Source organism: Lactobacillus sp. WILCCON 0058 (assembly GCF_057198005.1).
Genome location: NZ_JBUBHM010000001.1, coordinates 1,270,142 through 1,284,306, shown reverse-complemented (window position 1 = coordinate 1,284,306; position 14,165 = coordinate 1,270,142). Strand labels below are relative to the sequence as shown.

The following is a 14,165-nucleotide window of genomic DNA, read 5'->3' as shown; positions in this document are numbered from 1 at the left end:
ATTTTTAGGTAACTAAGATGAAAGAACAAATTCTAGATTTCTGCCAGTTGTTCTACGCTGTGTTCAGCATGATTGTTTACGGCAACTTGTGGCTGAACCCGGGCAATTTTCTTTTCCGCGTTCTCTTCACCTTGATGTTTGCCTATTCAGCCTATCTGCTGGTCCTCTCTAGCAAAAAGATTTGGCAAAAAATTCAAAATAAGAAATGACCTGTGATTAATCTCCAGTGCTAAACTGAAACTGTAGCTTAATAGAAAATAGGTGAAAAAATGACGACAGAAAAAGAAAAGATGCTGGCAGGCCAGGTCTACAATCCTGGCCAAGACGAAGGCTTGATGGCAGAACTGGCTGCCTGCAAGGCCAAGTGCCTCCGCTACAACCAATTGACGGCTGGAGCTGAAAGAAGGGAGCTCTTAAAGGAAATCCTCGGGCAAACTGGTGAAAACTGCCATATTGAACCAAACTTTTGGTGCGACTATGGCTGGAATATCAAGGTTGGCGAAAACTTCTACGCCAACCACAACTTGACTGTCCTGGATGCCGGCGGGGTGACTTTTGGCGACAATGTATTCATCGGCCCTGACTGCGGCTTCTACACTTCCGGCCACCCGCTAGACGTGGAAAGAAGAAAGGCCGGCCTGGAATATGCCTATCCGATTACTGTCGGGAACAATGTCTGGATCGGCGGGGGAGTCCGGGTGGTGCCAGGCATCTCAATCGGTGACAATTCCGTTATCGGGGCTGGCAGCGTCGTGGTCAAAGATATCCCGGCCAACTGCGTGGCTGCCGGTAATCCTTGCCGGGTCATCCGGGAAATTACTGAAGATGACGCGACCAGTGACTTGAACTGGAAGAAGTAAGAGATAAGAATAATCGGTAAAAACTAAATTCAGTCAGTACAAGTAAATAGCAGCAAATGACTCTTTGTAAACAGCAAAGAGTCATTTTTTGTTTACTAAAAATATTTTTGGTAAAATACCTTGATTTGTTTAGTAAACAAGTCTATACTGTAAGCGTAAACAAGTTAAAGATCCAAAGGAGAAAATCATGAAGAAAAAGCTTGTCTCACGCTTGTCGTACGCGGCCGGTGCCTTTGGCAACGACGTCTTCTACGCGACTCTGTCAACCTACTTTATCGTTTTCGTCACCACCCACCTCTTTAATGCCGGTGACCACAAGATGATCTTTATCATCACCAACTTGATCGCGGCTATCCGGATCGGAGAAGTCCTGATCGACCCCTTGATCGGGAACGCAATCGACCGTACTGAAAGCCGGTGGGGAAAGTTCAAGCCCTGGGTTGTGGGCGGGGGGATCATCAGCTCCCTGGCCCTCCTGGCCCTCTTTACCGACTTTGGGGGACTCAACCAAAGCAATCCTGTTGTTTACTTAGTAATCTTCGGCATTGTTTACTTAATCATGGACGTCTTTTACTCTTTTAAGGACACTGGCTTCTGGGCCATGATCCCGGCTTTGTCCCTGGATTCCCGGGAAAGAGAGAAGACCTCTACTTTCGCCAGAGTCGGCTCTACTATCGGGGCTAACCTAGTCGGGGTGGTCATCACTCCAATCGTCCTCTTCTTTTCGGCTAGCAAGGCCAACCCCAACGGGGACAAGCAGGGCTGGTTCTTCTTTGCCTTGATTGTTGCCACAATCGGGATTCTGACCTCAATTGCCGTTGGCCTGGGCACGCATGAAGTTAAATCAGCTCTGCGGGAAAGCAAGGAGAAGACGACTTTGAAGCAGGTCTTCAAGGTCCTGGGGCAGAACGACCAGCTCCTCTGGCTGGCCTTTGCCTACTGGTTCTACGGCTTGGGCGTCAACACCTTGAACGCTCTTCAGCTTTACTACTTCTCATACATCCTGGGCGATGCCCATGGCTACAGCCTCTTGTACACCATCAACACCTTCGTCGGCCTGGTTTCTGTTTCCTTCTTCCCATCACTGGCCAAGAAGTTCAACAGAAAGCGCCTCTTCTACGCCTGCATCGCGGTAATGCTTTTAGGGATCGGCATTTTCTCAGTTGCCAGTGGTTCCCTGGCCTTGTCCCTGGTTGGTGCTGAGCTCTTCTTTATTCCGCAGCCTCTGGCCTTCCTGGTCGTTTTGATGATCATCTCTGACGCCGTTGAATACGGGCAGCTGAAGACGGGCCACAGAGACGAAGCCTTGACCCTGTCTGTCCGGCCTCTGGTCGACAAGTTAGGTGGGGCACTGTCGAACTGGTTCGTTTCCTTAATCGCCGTTACTGCCGGCATGACTACTGGGGCAACTGCCTCAACCATTACCGCTCATGGCCAGACAGTTTTCAAGCTTGCCATGTTTGCCTTCCCGGCTGCCATGCTCTTGATCGCAGTTTTGATTTTTGCAAAAAAGGTCCTCTTGACCGAAGAAAAGCACGCAGAAATTGTTGACCAGCTGGAAGCCCAGTTCAGCCAAAGCCATGCTCAAAAGCCAGCACAAGCTGAAAGCTTCACCCTGGCTAGTCCCTTGTCCGGTCAGTTGATGAACCTGGACATGGTAAACGACCCGGTCTTTTCAAAGAAAAAATTAGGCGACGGTTTTGCCCTGGTGCCAGAAGACGGAAAAGTCTACGCGCCATTTGCCGGTTCTGTCCGCCAGCTGGCTAAAACCCGGCATTCCATTGTTTTAGAAAATGAACACGGGGTCTTGGTCTTGATCCATATTGGCCTCGGTACGGTCAAATTGAACGGGACCGGCTTTGTCAGCTATGTTGAAGAGGGCAGCCAGGTAGAAGCCGGACAGGAGATCCTGGAATTCTGGGACCCGGTCATCAAGCAGGCCAAGCTGGATGACACGGTTGTCGTGACCATCATCAACAGTGAAACTTTCGCAAATAGCCAGCTGCTCTTGCCAATTGGCCACAGCGTCAAGGCTCTGGACGATGTATTTAAGTTAGAAGGGAAGAAATAGATAATGAACAATAAGCAAGTAAAGAGAGTTGACCAGGCAGACCTGGCCTGGCTGACTGATCCGGAAGTCTATGAAGTCAATGCAATTCCTCCGCACTCAGACCATGAGTCCTTCCAAAGTCTGGAAGAACTGGAAAGTGGAAAATCCAGTTTAGTTCAGTCCCTGGACGGGGACTGGCTGATCGACTACGCTGAAAACGGCCAGGGACCAGTCAACTTCTATGAAGAAGGCTTTGACGACAGCAATTTTAAGTTTGTCAAAGTACCAGGCAATCTGGAATTGCAAGGCTTTGGCCAGCCGCAGTACGTTAACATCCAATACCCATGGGATGGCAGTGAAGAGATCTTCCCGCCGCAAGTTCCAAGCAAAAATCCTCTTGCTTCTTATGTCAAATACTTTGACCTGGATGAAGCCTTCTGGGACAAGGAAGTCAGCTTGAAGTTCGATGGGGCGGCAACAGCCATCTATGTCTGGTTGAACGGCCACTTCGTTGGCTACGGGGAAGACTCCTTTACCCCTAGCGAATTTATGGTCACCAAGTTCCTCAAGAAGGAAAATAACCGCCTGGCTGTAGCTCTTTACAAGTATTCTTCCGCTTCCTGGCTGGAAGACCAGGACTTCTGGCGCCTGTCTGGAATTTTTAGATCAGTTACCCTCGAGGCTAAACCAATTCTGCACTTGCAAGATTTGAAACTGACTGCCAGCTTGACAAATGACTACCAAAAGGGGAGTTTGCAGGTCGAAGCTGATATTGCCTACCGGCTGCCAAATGCCAGCTTTAAGCTGGAACTGCGGGACAGCAGAGCTGACCTGGTGGCTGAAAAAGTTGGTCCGATCAGAAGCGGAAAGCTGGAATTTACCTTAACTGATTTGCCGGTCAAGCCTTGGAGCGCGGAAGAGCCAAACCTTTACCAGGTCCGCTTGTCCCTTTATCAACTAGGCAGTTTGCTGGAAGTCAGCCGGCAGGATGTTGGCTTCCGCAACTTTGAATTAAAAGATGGGATCATGTACCTCAATGGCCGGCGGGTCATCTTCAAGGGAGTCAACCGGCACGAGTTCGACAGCAAATTAGGCCGGGCCATCACTAAAGAAGACATGATCTGGGACATCAAGACCATGAAGCAAAACAATATCAATGCCGTCCGCTGCTCTCACTACCCGAACCAGTCTCTCTTTTACCGTTTGTGCGATAAATACGGTCTTTACGTTATCGACGAGGCCAACTTGGAAAGCCATGGCACCTGGGAAAAGGTCGGCCACGAAGATCCAAGCTTCAACGTGCCGGGTGACGACCAGCGCTGGCTTGGAGCCAGCCTGTCCCGGGTAAAGAATATGATCGCCCGGGACAAGAATCATGCTTCAATCTTGATCTGGTCTTTAGGCAACGAATCATACGCCGGCACCGTCTTTGCCCAAATGGCTGACTATGTCAGAAAGGCTGATCCGACTCGGGTCCAGCACTATGAAGGGGTAACCCACAACCGGAAGTTTGATGACGCGACACAGATCGAAAGCCGGATGTACGCTCCTGCCAAGGTGATTGAAGAATACCTGACAAAGAAGCCAGCCAAGCCGTTTATTTCAGTTGAATACGCCCACGCCATGGGGAATTCAGTTGGCGACTTAGCTGCCTACACGGCCCTGGAAAAGTACCCGCACTACCAGGGCGGCTTTATCTGGGACTGGATCGACCAGGGCTTGGAGAAAGACGGTCACCTTCTTTACGGGGGAGACTTCGATGACCGGCCGACTGATTATGAATTCTGCGGGGACGGCCTGGTTTTTGCTGACCGGACTCAGTCGCCGAAACTGGCCAATGTCAAGGCTCTCTATGCCAACCTCAAGTTAGAAGTAAAGGATGGGCAGCTCTTCCTCAAAAACGACAATTTATTTACCAACAGCTCAGCCTATTACTTCTTGACCAGCCTCTTGGTTGACGGTAAATTGACCTACCAGAGCCGGCCTCTGACCTTTGGCCTGGAACCAGGTGAGTCTGGCACCTTCGCTTTGCCTTGGCCGGAAGTTGCAGATGAAAAAGGGGAGATCGTCTACCAAGTAACAGCCCACATAAAAGAAGACCTGCCATGGGCACCAGAAGGCTTCACGGTAGCTGAAACAGAAGAAGCAGCTGAGAAACTGCCGGAATTCAAGCCAGAAGGGCGGCCGGAATTAGTTGATTCTGACTTCAACCTGGGCCTTAAGGGGAAAGATTTTAAGATCCTCTTCTCTAAGGCCAAAGGCTGGCCGGTTTCCATCAAGTATGCCGGCCGGGAATACTTGAAGCGGCTGCCAGAATTTACCTTCTGGCGGGCACTGACTGACAACGACCGGGGAGCTGGCTACGGCTATGACCTAGCTAAGTGGGAAAATGCCGGCAAGTATGCCCGCTTGAAAGATATTGGCTACGAGATCAAGGAAAACTCTGTTTTAGTTAAGACATCCTTCTCACTTCCAGTTGCCTTAAAGGGCGACTTGACTGTGACTTACGAAGTAGACGGCCAGGGCAAGATTGCAGTCACCGCAGACTTCCCGGGAGCAGAAGAAGCTGGCCATTTGCCAGCCTTTGGTCTGAACTTTGCCCTGCCAAAAGAACTCAGCGCTTACCGCTACTATGGCCTGGGGCCAGGCGAAAGCTACGCTGACCGCTTGGAAGGCAATTATCTTGGCATTTACCAGGGAACAGTTAAAAAGAACTTCACTCCATATCTGTGCCCGCAAGAAGCCGGCAACCGGAGCCAGGTCCGCTGGTACCAGCTCTTTGATGAAAAGGGCGGCTTGGAATTTACTGCTAACGGGGCAGATTTAAACCTGTCTGCTTTACCATATTCTGTAGCACAAATTGAAGCAGCTGATCATGCCTTTGAACTGACTAATAGTTACACCTGGGTCAGAGCTTTAGCGTCCCAGATGGGGGTCGGCGGGGATGACTCATGGGGGCAGAAGGTTCACCCAGAGTTCTGCCTGGATGCCCGGCAAGCCCGCCAGCTCCGTTTGGTAATTCAGCCCCTTTTTACTGAATGACATGCTACAATTAACTTAACAGCATGAAATTTTAGTAAAAGTAAAGCGAGTGAAGAAGATGGCAACAATCAGAGAAGTGGCCAAGGCAGCCGGCGTATCGCCAGCAACGGTTTCCCGGGTCTTGAACTATGACCAGACCTTGTCGGTCAATGAGGCAACGCGGCAGAAGATATTTGAGACCGCTGAAGCCATGCACTACCATAAGAGCCGTAAGACCAGAAAGAGCAAGCAAAAGCGCCTGGCTATCTGCCTCTGGTGTGACCAGGAGCAGGAGATCAAGGACCTTTATTACTACTCAATCAGAAGCAGCGCGGAAGCTGAAGCCAAGAAGCAGGGCCTGCAGAGCCAAGTCGTTTACGTGGGCGATCCTTTGCCCGATCCGGCTGCTTTAAGCGGGATCATCATGATTGGTTACCAGCAGTATCCAGCCAGCCGCTTAAGAGAAGTCCAAAAGACAGGCCTGCCCCTGGTCTTTGTCGATACGGACACCTTGAAACTAGGCTATTGCTCAGTTGTTGCCGATTTTGACCAGGCCATGCAGGAGGCTTTAGAAGTTTTTTGGCGGCAGGGCAAGGAGCGGATCGCTCTCTTAGATGGTGATTTAGACAGTAATTTTGACAAAAATAACTTGATCGACTTCCGCTTCCGCGACTATAAGAAGAGCCTCAAAGCCCGGGAGCAATATGACTCGGACCTGGTTTACGTAGGAAACTTCACCCCTCAGTCTGGCTATGAAGCCATTAAAGAAGCCCTTAAGTCCGGATCTTTCCCTGAAGCCTTGATCGCTGCCAATGATGCTATGGCTATCGGGGCCTTGAAGGCTTTTAAAGAGGCCGGGATCAAAGTGCCAGAAGAGGTTAGTCTGATTTCCTTTAATGACACAACTGCCGCCGAATTTGCCAACCCTGCCTTGACCAGTGTGCATGTTGAAACCCAGCAGATGGGCCGGGCCAGCGTCAAGGTCATGAAAGACCTGCTGGAAGATGATGAGGCAGGTATTTATAAGGTCACTTTCCCAACTAAACTCGTTTACCGGGAGTCCTGCCCAAGAGAATAGGGCATAATGACAGCAAAGAAATAGCTTGGAGATCAATTTTCTCCAAGCTATTTTTCGTATATATTATGGCTGCATTCTGTTGATCATTCTTGGGAATGGAATAGCTTCACGAACGTGGTCCAGCTTGCAGATCCAGGCGATAACCCGTTCAAAGCCCATCCCGAAGCCTGAGTGTGGCACGCTGCCGTACTTTCTCAAGTCCAGGTACCAGGAGTAGTCATCCAGGTTGAGGCCTGCTTCTTCTATTTGCGCCTTCAAGGTGTCGTAGTCAGCTTCACGTTCTGACCCGCCCATAATTTCCCCGTAGCCTTCTGGCGCTTCCACGTCGGCACAGAGGTAAGTCAATGGGTTTTCCGGGTTCTTCTTCATGTAGAATGGCTTGATTGCTACCGGGTAGTTGACGATGAAGAATGGCCGGTCGAATTGTTCTGACAGGAAGGCTTCGTCTGGCGCGCCGAAGTCGTCGCCCCACTTGAAGTCCTTGCCGGCTTCTTGCAGCATCTTGACCGCGTCATCGTAGGACAGGCGGGTGTAGTTGCCCTCTGCGGCTGGGCGCAGCTTGTCAAGGTCCCGGCCCAGGATACTTAATTCGTATTCACAGTGCTCCAGGACTTGGCCAACTACGTAAGACAGGAAGCGCTCTTGCAGGTCCAGGGATTCATCTTGGTGCATCCAGGCCATTTCCGGTTCCATCATCCAGAATTCAGTCAAGTGCCGGCGGGTCTTGGAAGCTTCTGCCCGGAAGGTTGGCCCAAAGGTAAAGATCTTGCCGAAGGCTTCTGCCCCGACTTCCCCGTAGAGCTGGCCGGATTGTGACAGGTAAGCATCGTGGTCGAAGTAGTCAATGTGGAAGAGTTCCGTGGTCCCTTCTGGTGCTGAGTGCATCAACAAGGGAGCATCAAACTTCACGAAGCCTTCGTTTTCAAAGAAGTCGACCGTGGCCTTGAAGATCCGGTTTCTGATCTGCATGATGGCAAATGGCCGCCGGCTTCTCAGCCAGAGGTGACGGTGGTCCAAAAGGAAGTCGATCCCGTGTTCCTTGTTGGTGATCGGGTAGCCTTCGTTGTTGGAAACAACTTCCAGGTCGCTGATCTGGATTTCGTAGCCAAAGTGGGACCGGGCGTCTTCATGGATGGTCCCAGTGATGTAGAAGGAAGCTTCCTGGCGCAGGCCCTTAGCTGCTTCAAAAACTTCCTCGCTGACATTGTTCTTGCGGACAACGCCTTGGAAGAAAGCCGTACCGTCTCTTAATTGCAGGAAGACGATCTTCCCGCTGGACCGCTTGTCAGTCAGCCAGACATGCATTCTGACTTCTTCATCTACGTGCTTGCTTGATTCTCTGATTGAAATCAATTCTGTCATGTTTATCTCTTTACCTCGGTATTTTGTTTGTATAGTTTGTTGTTTTTGTGTTGATTCTTTTACAGAAGCTGGATTCTCGCTGCCTGGCATTTTTCTACGATGTCGTCAGGCCAGATGCTGGCTTGGACTTCACCGATGTGGGCCTTGCCCAAAAGCAGCATGCAAAGTCTTGACTGGCCGATCCCCCCGCCGATTGAGTAAGGAAGCTCACCCTTAAGTAGTTCCTGGTGGAAAGGCAGAGCCAACCGGTCTTCAGCACCGGCAAGCTTCAATTGCTCTTTCAAGCGGTCTTCATCAACCCGGATGCCCATGCTGGAGACTTCAAAGGCCCGTTGCAGCGGTTCGTACCAGAAGAGCAGGTCACCGTTTAAAGTCCAGTCATCGTAGTCTGGTGCCCGGAGGTCATGCGGCTTCTTGGAAAGCGGGAGGACGCCGCCGATGTGTTCCAAAAAGACTGCTCCCTTTTCCTGGCAGATCTTGTCTTCCCGCTCGCTTGGAGTCAAGGATGGCCAGCGGGCTTCCAGTTCTTCGCTGGTTACGAAGCTGATTTCTTCTGGCAGGTGGTAGGCGGCTTGCGGGTAGAGGGCACGGACGTGGTATTCCATCCCCTTGATGGTTTCGAAAATCCGCTGAACCGTTTGGCGGAGGGTTGCTTCAGTCCGTTCGCTCTTGTCGATGACCTTTTCCCAGTCCCATTGGTCAACGTAAACTGAGTGGAGGTTGTCCAAGACTTCCTCGTCTTTTCTAATGGCGTTCATGTTGGTGAAGAGACCTTCGCCGCGCTTGAAGCCGTATTGCTTGAGGGCCCAGCGCTTCCACTTGGCCAGGGAGTGGACGATCTGCAATTCGCCTTCATCCCCGTCATGCAAGGTAAAGGAAACGGGCTTTTCCCAGCCAGAGAGGTTGTCGTTTAAGCCGGAAGACTTTTTGACAAACATGGGAGCGGAAATTCTTTCCAGATTCATCGCGGTCCCAAATTCAGTCTGGAAGGTTTCCCGGATGTAGCGGATTGCCTTTTCCGTTTCGCGGATGGTCATTTTCGGATCGTAATCACTTGGAATAACTAATTTAGCCATATCTTTTGCCTCTGCTAAAAATCTAATACTTGTCAAAGGGCATAAAAAGAGCCTTTCATCCCCAAAAACTACAGGGACGAAAGGCTTCTTTCCGCGGTACCACCCACCTTGTTCTAAACGAACCACTTCGAGCACTAACATGCTCTAGCAGGGTAACGTCCTGCAGGCGGCACGGCTTACTGCGACTTCAGCCGGCGATCTGGAAAAAGTGTTATTCAAAAAGCCAGGGTCTGTTGCCTTTCCACCAGCCGGCAACTCTCTAAAAGATTGTGCTTTCCTACTCGTCTTCTTCATCTTTGCGTTATTTGATTAAGTAAAATTCTAATACGGATTTAATTTTTGTCAAGATCAAAGGCAAAAAAATTATTTTTTAAAGAGCAAGCCCTTTTTCTTGAGCAAGTAGACAGCGGCGGCAATGACCACGAAGGTGAGCAAAATGATCATGCTGAGGCCTTCAAATTCCTGGACGACTTGCTGGTAGGCGCTGCCGGCAAAGCGGCCAGCGTAGATCAAGACCGTGTTCCAAATTGCCGTGCCCAGGATGGTGTAGAAGCTGAAGCTGATCAGCGAGAACCGGCTCATGCCGGCAGGCAGGGAAATCAGGCTGCGGACGACGGGAATAAAGCGACCGAAGAAGGTGGCTGTGCGGCCATGGGCATTGAAATAGGATTCGGTCTTGGCAATTTTTTCTGGGGAAAGGCCGAAGCGGCGGCCTAGTTTGCTGGCGGCAAAACGGGAAAGGCGGTCTTGATCAAAGAAGCTGCCGATCCAGTAAAGGACGATCGCGCCGATGAAGGCACCGATTGTGGAGGCAACGATCGCGCCAGGGATGGACAGGTTGGCCGACAGGGTCAGGAAACCCGTAAAGGTCAGGATCAATTCGGAAGGGATTGGGGGAAAAATATTTTCAGCTGCAATCAACAAGGCAACGGCGACATAGCCATAGTTTTGAATCAGCTGCGTGATTGTCTCGTTCATGAGTTGTTCTACCTCTAATCTATTCTATCTGTACTTTCGTAAATCCAGAATAACAAAATAAAGGGTGGAAGAGGGGATTTGCCCGGCATCTTTAAGAGATAATTTGGAATTGCTTTACAAGTATTTAACTTTACTTTTTTAAGCACACAACAGAATTTGTTGAAGCTTTTTTAGTCTTTTGCTTAAGAAAAACAAGAAAAGAAATTAAACAATTTTTATGCACAATTTTGGGAGATTGTCTGTTATAATCGTTTCAACGCATTAAGGAATTGCCTTATAGAAATAAAGAAAAGAAGCTTACAAGCTGTTTTTTCTGACTAAAGGCGAATCTTGATGCCAGGAAAATTGAATATCATTCGTACTATACTATGTCATTAAATTTATTCAAGGAGAGGTAAATATGACTAACGTAACTATCGAACAAGCAGTTAAGGGCTATCTTGTATTCTCAGCTAAGGAAGGCAAGCTCTTCCGTGAAGGCCGCAGCTACCTGGCAGGCAAGACCTACCACAACCGCTACCTGGCTATCTACGAAAAGCTGGAAGACGCTGTTGTCAACGCCAGCCAATACCCAAGCCAAGAAGGCATCACCATTTACGAAGTAAGTGGCTGGGGTCAAGTAACTGACTTTGGCAAGAGCAAGGTTACTGAATGGCTGAAGCTGGACCAAATCGTAGCTAAGAAGGAATGGGTTGCTCTCTTGGGCAAGCACACTAACTCAAACTACGCAAGCCTGCGGATCCTGGCAGCCAAGCTGAGCGAAGACGCAGCTGTATTGAAGAAGCTCGCCCAAGACAAGAACCAGCAAGTTCGCAGCGCTGTAGCTAAGAACGTCAACACTCCAGCTTTGGTTCTGGCTAAGTTGGGCGTGGCTGCTGAAGTTAATGCTATGGCTATCTAAAGGCTGACAATTTTTACAAAGAAATAAACGAGGCGCGTTCTCTGGATATCAGAGGCGTGCTTTTTGCATTCAAGGAGAAAAAGCATTGAAATTCGACCAAGCAAGAGCAGAAGATTTAGGCAGAATCGTGGAAATCGAAAGAGCTGGTTTCAATGAGGCAGAAGCCGGAAGTCCCGCTCAGTACAAAGAGAGAATTCAGAAATTTACCGGGAGCTTTTTGGTAGCCAGAAATTTGAAAGATGAAGTTATTGGCTTCATTACCGGCCCAGTCGTTGCTAGCAAGTACGACTACATTGAAGATTGGATGTATGAGAAAGAAACGGAAAGTCTGCCGGGACTTGGCGGCAACCAGATGGTTTTGACTATTGCTGTTCACCCGGATTACCGGGGGCAAGGGATCGGCAGCCAGCTTTTGGCCAGATTCGCGGAAACCGCTAAGGAAATGAAGCGGGGGCGGATCGCCTTGACCTGCCTGGAGGACCGAGTGCCTTTTTACGAAAAGAATGGCTACGTCAACCATGGGCAAGCTGAGTCAGAGCATGCCGGGGAAATCTGGTACAACATGATTAAAGAGATTGAAGGCTAATGTGCCAAAGCGGCAGGGCAATTCCATCAAGTGAGGCGGCTTAAAGGAAAACGAGCTGCCGATGTGGATCGCTGAAATGGATTTTAAGATCGCGCCGGAAATCCTGGCCAGCATGGAAGAATTGGTAATCGACGGGATGCAAAGGCTGAAGCAGGGCGTACTTAACCTAAATAACTAAATGGTGAAATGCTGGTAGAACGGGGATTGAAAGACAAAGCCTGTAGCTTGCGAGACAAACTGTGTTGAACGTATAATAATAGGCAAAATAAAGGTTAATGAATGAGGGTAGAAAAATGACTTATAGTGTTTTTAAGGTTGTGAATTGGTTGCGGGTAAAAAACAACGCTGAGTTACGTTTGGACCCAAATGCTGAAGAATTAACACAGATGAAAGCCATGAAGCTCTTATACTATATTCAAGCTGCTAGTTTGGTAGTGACGGGCAAGCGGATGTTTGATAACGATATTGTTGCATGGAAGTATGGTCCTGTTGTGCAGGAAGTTCATGATCGTTACAAAGGCCAAAGAGAAATTGTTGGCGACATTTCGAAAGATCCACAGGCAGTAGAAGACTATAAAGAATTGCAGAACGACCAACAAACTGCTGATATCTTAAACAGTATCTACGACATTTATGGGCATAGTTCAGCGTATGATCTGATGCTTCAAACACATAACGAGAAACCGTGGCAAGACACTCCGCAAAGCCATGTGATCAGCGACGAAAAGATAAAATCGTTTTACAGCAAGGTGTTCGTTGTCGATGATTAAAAGCAACTTTCGGACACGCAAGTCTAATGGCTCAAGAATCAGAAGAACGTATAAGACATATTTTGCCTTTAATTTTTCTTTTCTCACAAGAGATAAACAATACAATCTTGATAAAAACAACTATAATATCAACAAGAGTGTCCGAGCGAAGTTGTTGGAGAAAATAGAAAAGCTTTCAATTGAAGAAATATCAGTTGTCTTAGGCTGGCCAAAAGAGCAAGGCCTCGAACAACTTCCTGATAATGTTGTTTCTTTAAGCATAAACCCATTTTTTTCAAGCTCCGGACGTTTAGAAGATTGTGGTGACGTCTACTGGGTATTTCGGTTAAATGACAAAGGTCGAGTAATTGGTAAAATCAATAGCAACATTTTCTATATTTTAGCAATCGACACAAAGTTCAATTTATATAAGCACTAGCTACTAGGCTCTGGATGATAATATATCGTTCGGAGTCTTATTTTTAACCTAGCAAGCAATATAACTAAATTGCTCTGTAATTATCTATTGCGCGAAAGCCGTCCAATTAGTATCCTTTAATTAGCTTTATAAAAAGAATTGAGGATGGAATATGCTTTATCAGCAAATCGAGCAAAACAAGCGCAATACCTGGATCGTGCTGGGCGGCTTTACAGCCCTGCTATTGGCTATTTCCGGCCTTTTGACAGTCTACTTAACCATCTGGGCCGGCGCGATCTTTTTAGCCGCGGGAATTATTTACATGGTCTATATCTACTTTTATTCGACCAGACACTTGATGCGGATCACCCATGCGGTGGAAATCACCCAAGACAACGTCCCTCAATTATACGAAATGGTGAAGGAGATGAGCCTGGCCGCCGGCATCCCTATGCCAAAAGTCTACGCCATTCCAAGCAATATCCCTAACGCCTTTGCGACCGGCCGTGATCCAGAGCATGCCAGCCTGGCTGTCACTTCCGGCCTTGTAAAAATCATGAACCATGATGAACTCCTAGGCGTGATCGGCCACGAGATATCTCATATCCGTAACTATGACTTGCGGGTAACGACGATTACCTCAGCTCTGTCCAGTTTTATTTACCTGGCTGCCATCTACCTCCTGGCTCTTGGCTGGACCTTGTTTAAGATGGATGGGGGAGTCATCACCAAGTGCATTTGCTGGTTCTTTGGCTCGATTGCCTTAGCAGTCGGCGCCGGCCTTTTCATCGTTGCCCTGCCAATCGCCAAATTGCTAAACTTGTCCATGTCCCGGCAACGGGAATATCTTGCTGACATCGGCTCAGTCGACTTGACTAGAAATCCAAAATACATCGTTGGTGCCTTGAAAAAGCTGGAAGCCATTGAGCAGCAATACCAGCAGCAAAAGGAAGACCCAATGGTCTCAGCTCTTGCCTTTAACAGCTTCCAGGTCAAGCACTGGTGGACCAACTTGATCTCTGACCACCCAACTTTAGACCGGCGGATCGAACGCTTGGAACATACGGCAGATTTGCCTGAATAAGG

Annotated in this window: 13 protein-coding genes and 1 pseudogene; 11 read left to right on the top strand and 3 right to left on the bottom strand. The window is 48.8% G+C overall.

The genetic code is table 11. The features are described 5' to 3' along the window. The first annotated feature begins 17 nt into the window (after window positions 1-17). From ACYVUU_RS06000 to ACYVUU_RS05980, 5 genes are all read left to right on the top strand, one after another. Window positions 18-209: a hypothetical protein gene (locus ACYVUU_RS06000; RefSeq protein WP_439774888.1), complete on the top strand. Its 192-nt coding sequence runs from the start codon at window positions 18-20 to the stop codon at window positions 207-209. Between the two features lie 60 nt (window positions 210-269). Further along, window positions 270-860, top strand: a complete 591-nt coding sequence (locus ACYVUU_RS05995; RefSeq protein ID WP_484500304.1) for a sugar O-acetyltransferase — start codon at window positions 270-272, stop codon at window positions 858-860. Window positions 861-1,047: 187 nt separating this feature from the next. Next, on the top strand, window positions 1,048-2,931 hold the full coding sequence (locus ACYVUU_RS05990) for a sugar MFS transporter (RefSeq protein ID WP_484500303.1): 1,884 nt from the start codon (window positions 1,048-1,050) through the stop codon (window positions 2,929-2,931). Between the two features lie 3 nt (window positions 2,932-2,934). Continuing rightward, window positions 2,935-5,952 carry a beta-galactosidase, LacZ type gene (gene lacZ, locus ACYVUU_RS05985; protein WP_484500302.1) on the top strand — a complete coding sequence of 1,006 codons (3,018 nt, stop codon included), beginning with the start codon at window positions 2,935-2,937 and terminating at the stop codon, window positions 5,950-5,952. A gap of 49 nt (window positions 5,953-6,001) precedes the next feature. Further along, the gene (locus tag ACYVUU_RS05980) at window positions 6,002-7,009 is read left to right on the top strand and encodes a LacI family DNA-binding transcriptional regulator (RefSeq protein WP_439774884.1); all 1,008 of its coding nucleotides are present in this window, start codon (window positions 6,002-6,004) and stop codon (window positions 7,007-7,009) included. A 63-nt stretch (window positions 7,010-7,072) separates the two neighbouring features. Here the strand turns inward: ACYVUU_RS05980 and asnS are convergent, their stop codons facing one another. The 3 genes from asnS to ACYVUU_RS05965 form a co-directional block, all read right to left on the bottom strand. Further along, window positions 7,073-8,371: an asparagine--tRNA ligase gene (gene asnS, locus ACYVUU_RS05975; RefSeq protein WP_484500301.1), complete on the bottom strand. Its 1,299-nt coding sequence runs from the start codon at window positions 8,369-8,371 to the stop codon at window positions 7,073-7,075. Window positions 8,372-8,430: 59 nt separating this feature from the next. Continuing rightward, window positions 8,431-9,447 (bottom strand): aspartate--ammonia ligase, encoded by a 1,017-nt coding sequence (gene asnA, locus ACYVUU_RS05970; protein WP_484500300.1) that lies wholly within the window; start codon window positions 9,445-9,447, stop codon window positions 8,431-8,433. A gap of 363 nt (window positions 9,448-9,810) precedes the next feature. Continuing rightward, complete coding sequence (locus ACYVUU_RS05965) at window positions 9,811-10,425, bottom strand: DedA family protein (RefSeq protein WP_484500299.1); 615 nt, start codon at window positions 10,423-10,425, stop codon at window positions 9,811-9,813. 400 nt (window positions 10,426-10,825) lie between these two features. Between ACYVUU_RS05965 and ACYVUU_RS05960 the strand changes: the two genes are divergently transcribed. The 6 genes and pseudogenes from ACYVUU_RS05960 (at window position 10,826) to ACYVUU_RS05935 (ending at window position 14,163) form a co-directional block, all read left to right on the top strand. Next, entirely contained in the window at window positions 10,826-11,326 is a 501-nt protein-coding gene (locus ACYVUU_RS05960) for a hypothetical protein (RefSeq protein WP_484500298.1), read from the top strand. A gap of 85 nt (window positions 11,327-11,411) precedes the next feature. Then, window positions 11,412-11,912, top strand: coding sequence for a GNAT family N-acetyltransferase (locus ACYVUU_RS05955; protein WP_439774649.1), 501 nt, complete (start codon window positions 11,412-11,414; stop codon window positions 11,910-11,912). Continuing rightward, window positions 11,902-12,033, top strand: a pseudogene (locus ACYVUU_RS05950) (plastocyanin); the annotation flags it as partial. The gene ACYVUU_RS05955 and the pseudogene ACYVUU_RS05950, both read left to right, overlap by 11 nt. 172 nt (window positions 12,034-12,205) lie before the next feature. Then, window positions 12,206-12,682: a Panacea domain-containing protein gene (locus tag ACYVUU_RS05945; RefSeq protein ID WP_439774650.1), complete on the top strand. Its 477-nt coding sequence runs from the start codon at window positions 12,206-12,208 to the stop codon at window positions 12,680-12,682. Beyond that, on the top strand, window positions 12,675-13,100 hold the full coding sequence (locus ACYVUU_RS05940) for a hypothetical protein (RefSeq protein ID WP_439774651.1): 426 nt from the start codon (window positions 12,675-12,677) through the stop codon (window positions 13,098-13,100). The genes ACYVUU_RS05945 and ACYVUU_RS05940 overlap by 8 nt, the downstream gene beginning before the upstream one ends. 151 nt (window positions 13,101-13,251) lie before the next feature. After that, on the top strand, window positions 13,252-14,163 hold the full coding sequence (locus ACYVUU_RS05935; RefSeq protein ID WP_484500296.1) for a M48 family metalloprotease: 912 nt from the start codon (window positions 13,252-13,254) through the stop codon (window positions 14,161-14,163). Window positions 14,164-14,165 lie beyond the last annotated feature (2 nt).

What these genes read in the sequence shown, in the direction of transcription:
- ACYVUU_RS06000 (WP_439774888.1), top strand. Translation starts at nt 18, where the DNA reads ATGAAAGAACAAATTCTAGATTTCTGCCAGTTGTTCTACGCTGTGTTC.
- ACYVUU_RS05935 (WP_484500296.1), top strand. Translation starts at nt 13,252, where the DNA reads ATGCTTTATCAGCAAATCGAGCAAAACAAGCGCAATACCTGGATCGTG.
- asnA (WP_484500300.1), bottom strand. Translation starts at nt 9,447, where the DNA reads ATGGCTAAATTAGTTATTCCAAGTGATTACGATCCGAAAATGACCATC.
- ACYVUU_RS05990 (WP_484500303.1), top strand. Translation starts at nt 1,048, where the DNA reads ATGAAGAAAAAGCTTGTCTCACGCTTGTCGTACGCGGCCGGTGCCTTT.
- ACYVUU_RS05940 (WP_439774651.1), top strand. Translation starts at nt 12,675, where the DNA reads ATGATTAAAAGCAACTTTCGGACACGCAAGTCTAATGGCTCAAGAATC.
- ACYVUU_RS05945 (WP_439774650.1), top strand. Translation starts at nt 12,206, where the DNA reads ATGACTTATAGTGTTTTTAAGGTTGTGAATTGGTTGCGGGTAAAAAAC.
- ACYVUU_RS05965 (WP_484500299.1), bottom strand. Translation starts at nt 10,425, where the DNA reads ATGAACGAGACAATCACGCAGCTGATTCAAAACTATGGCTATGTCGCC.
- lacZ (WP_484500302.1), top strand. Translation starts at nt 2,935, where the DNA reads ATGAACAATAAGCAAGTAAAGAGAGTTGACCAGGCAGACCTGGCCTGG.
- asnS (WP_484500301.1), bottom strand. Translation starts at nt 8,371, where the DNA reads ATGACAGAATTGATTTCAATCAGAGAATCAAGCAAGCACGTAGATGAA.
- ACYVUU_RS05995 (WP_484500304.1), top strand. Translation starts at nt 270, where the DNA reads ATGACGACAGAAAAAGAAAAGATGCTGGCAGGCCAGGTCTACAATCCT.
- ACYVUU_RS05960 (WP_484500298.1), top strand. Translation starts at nt 10,826, where the DNA reads ATGACTAACGTAACTATCGAACAAGCAGTTAAGGGCTATCTTGTATTC.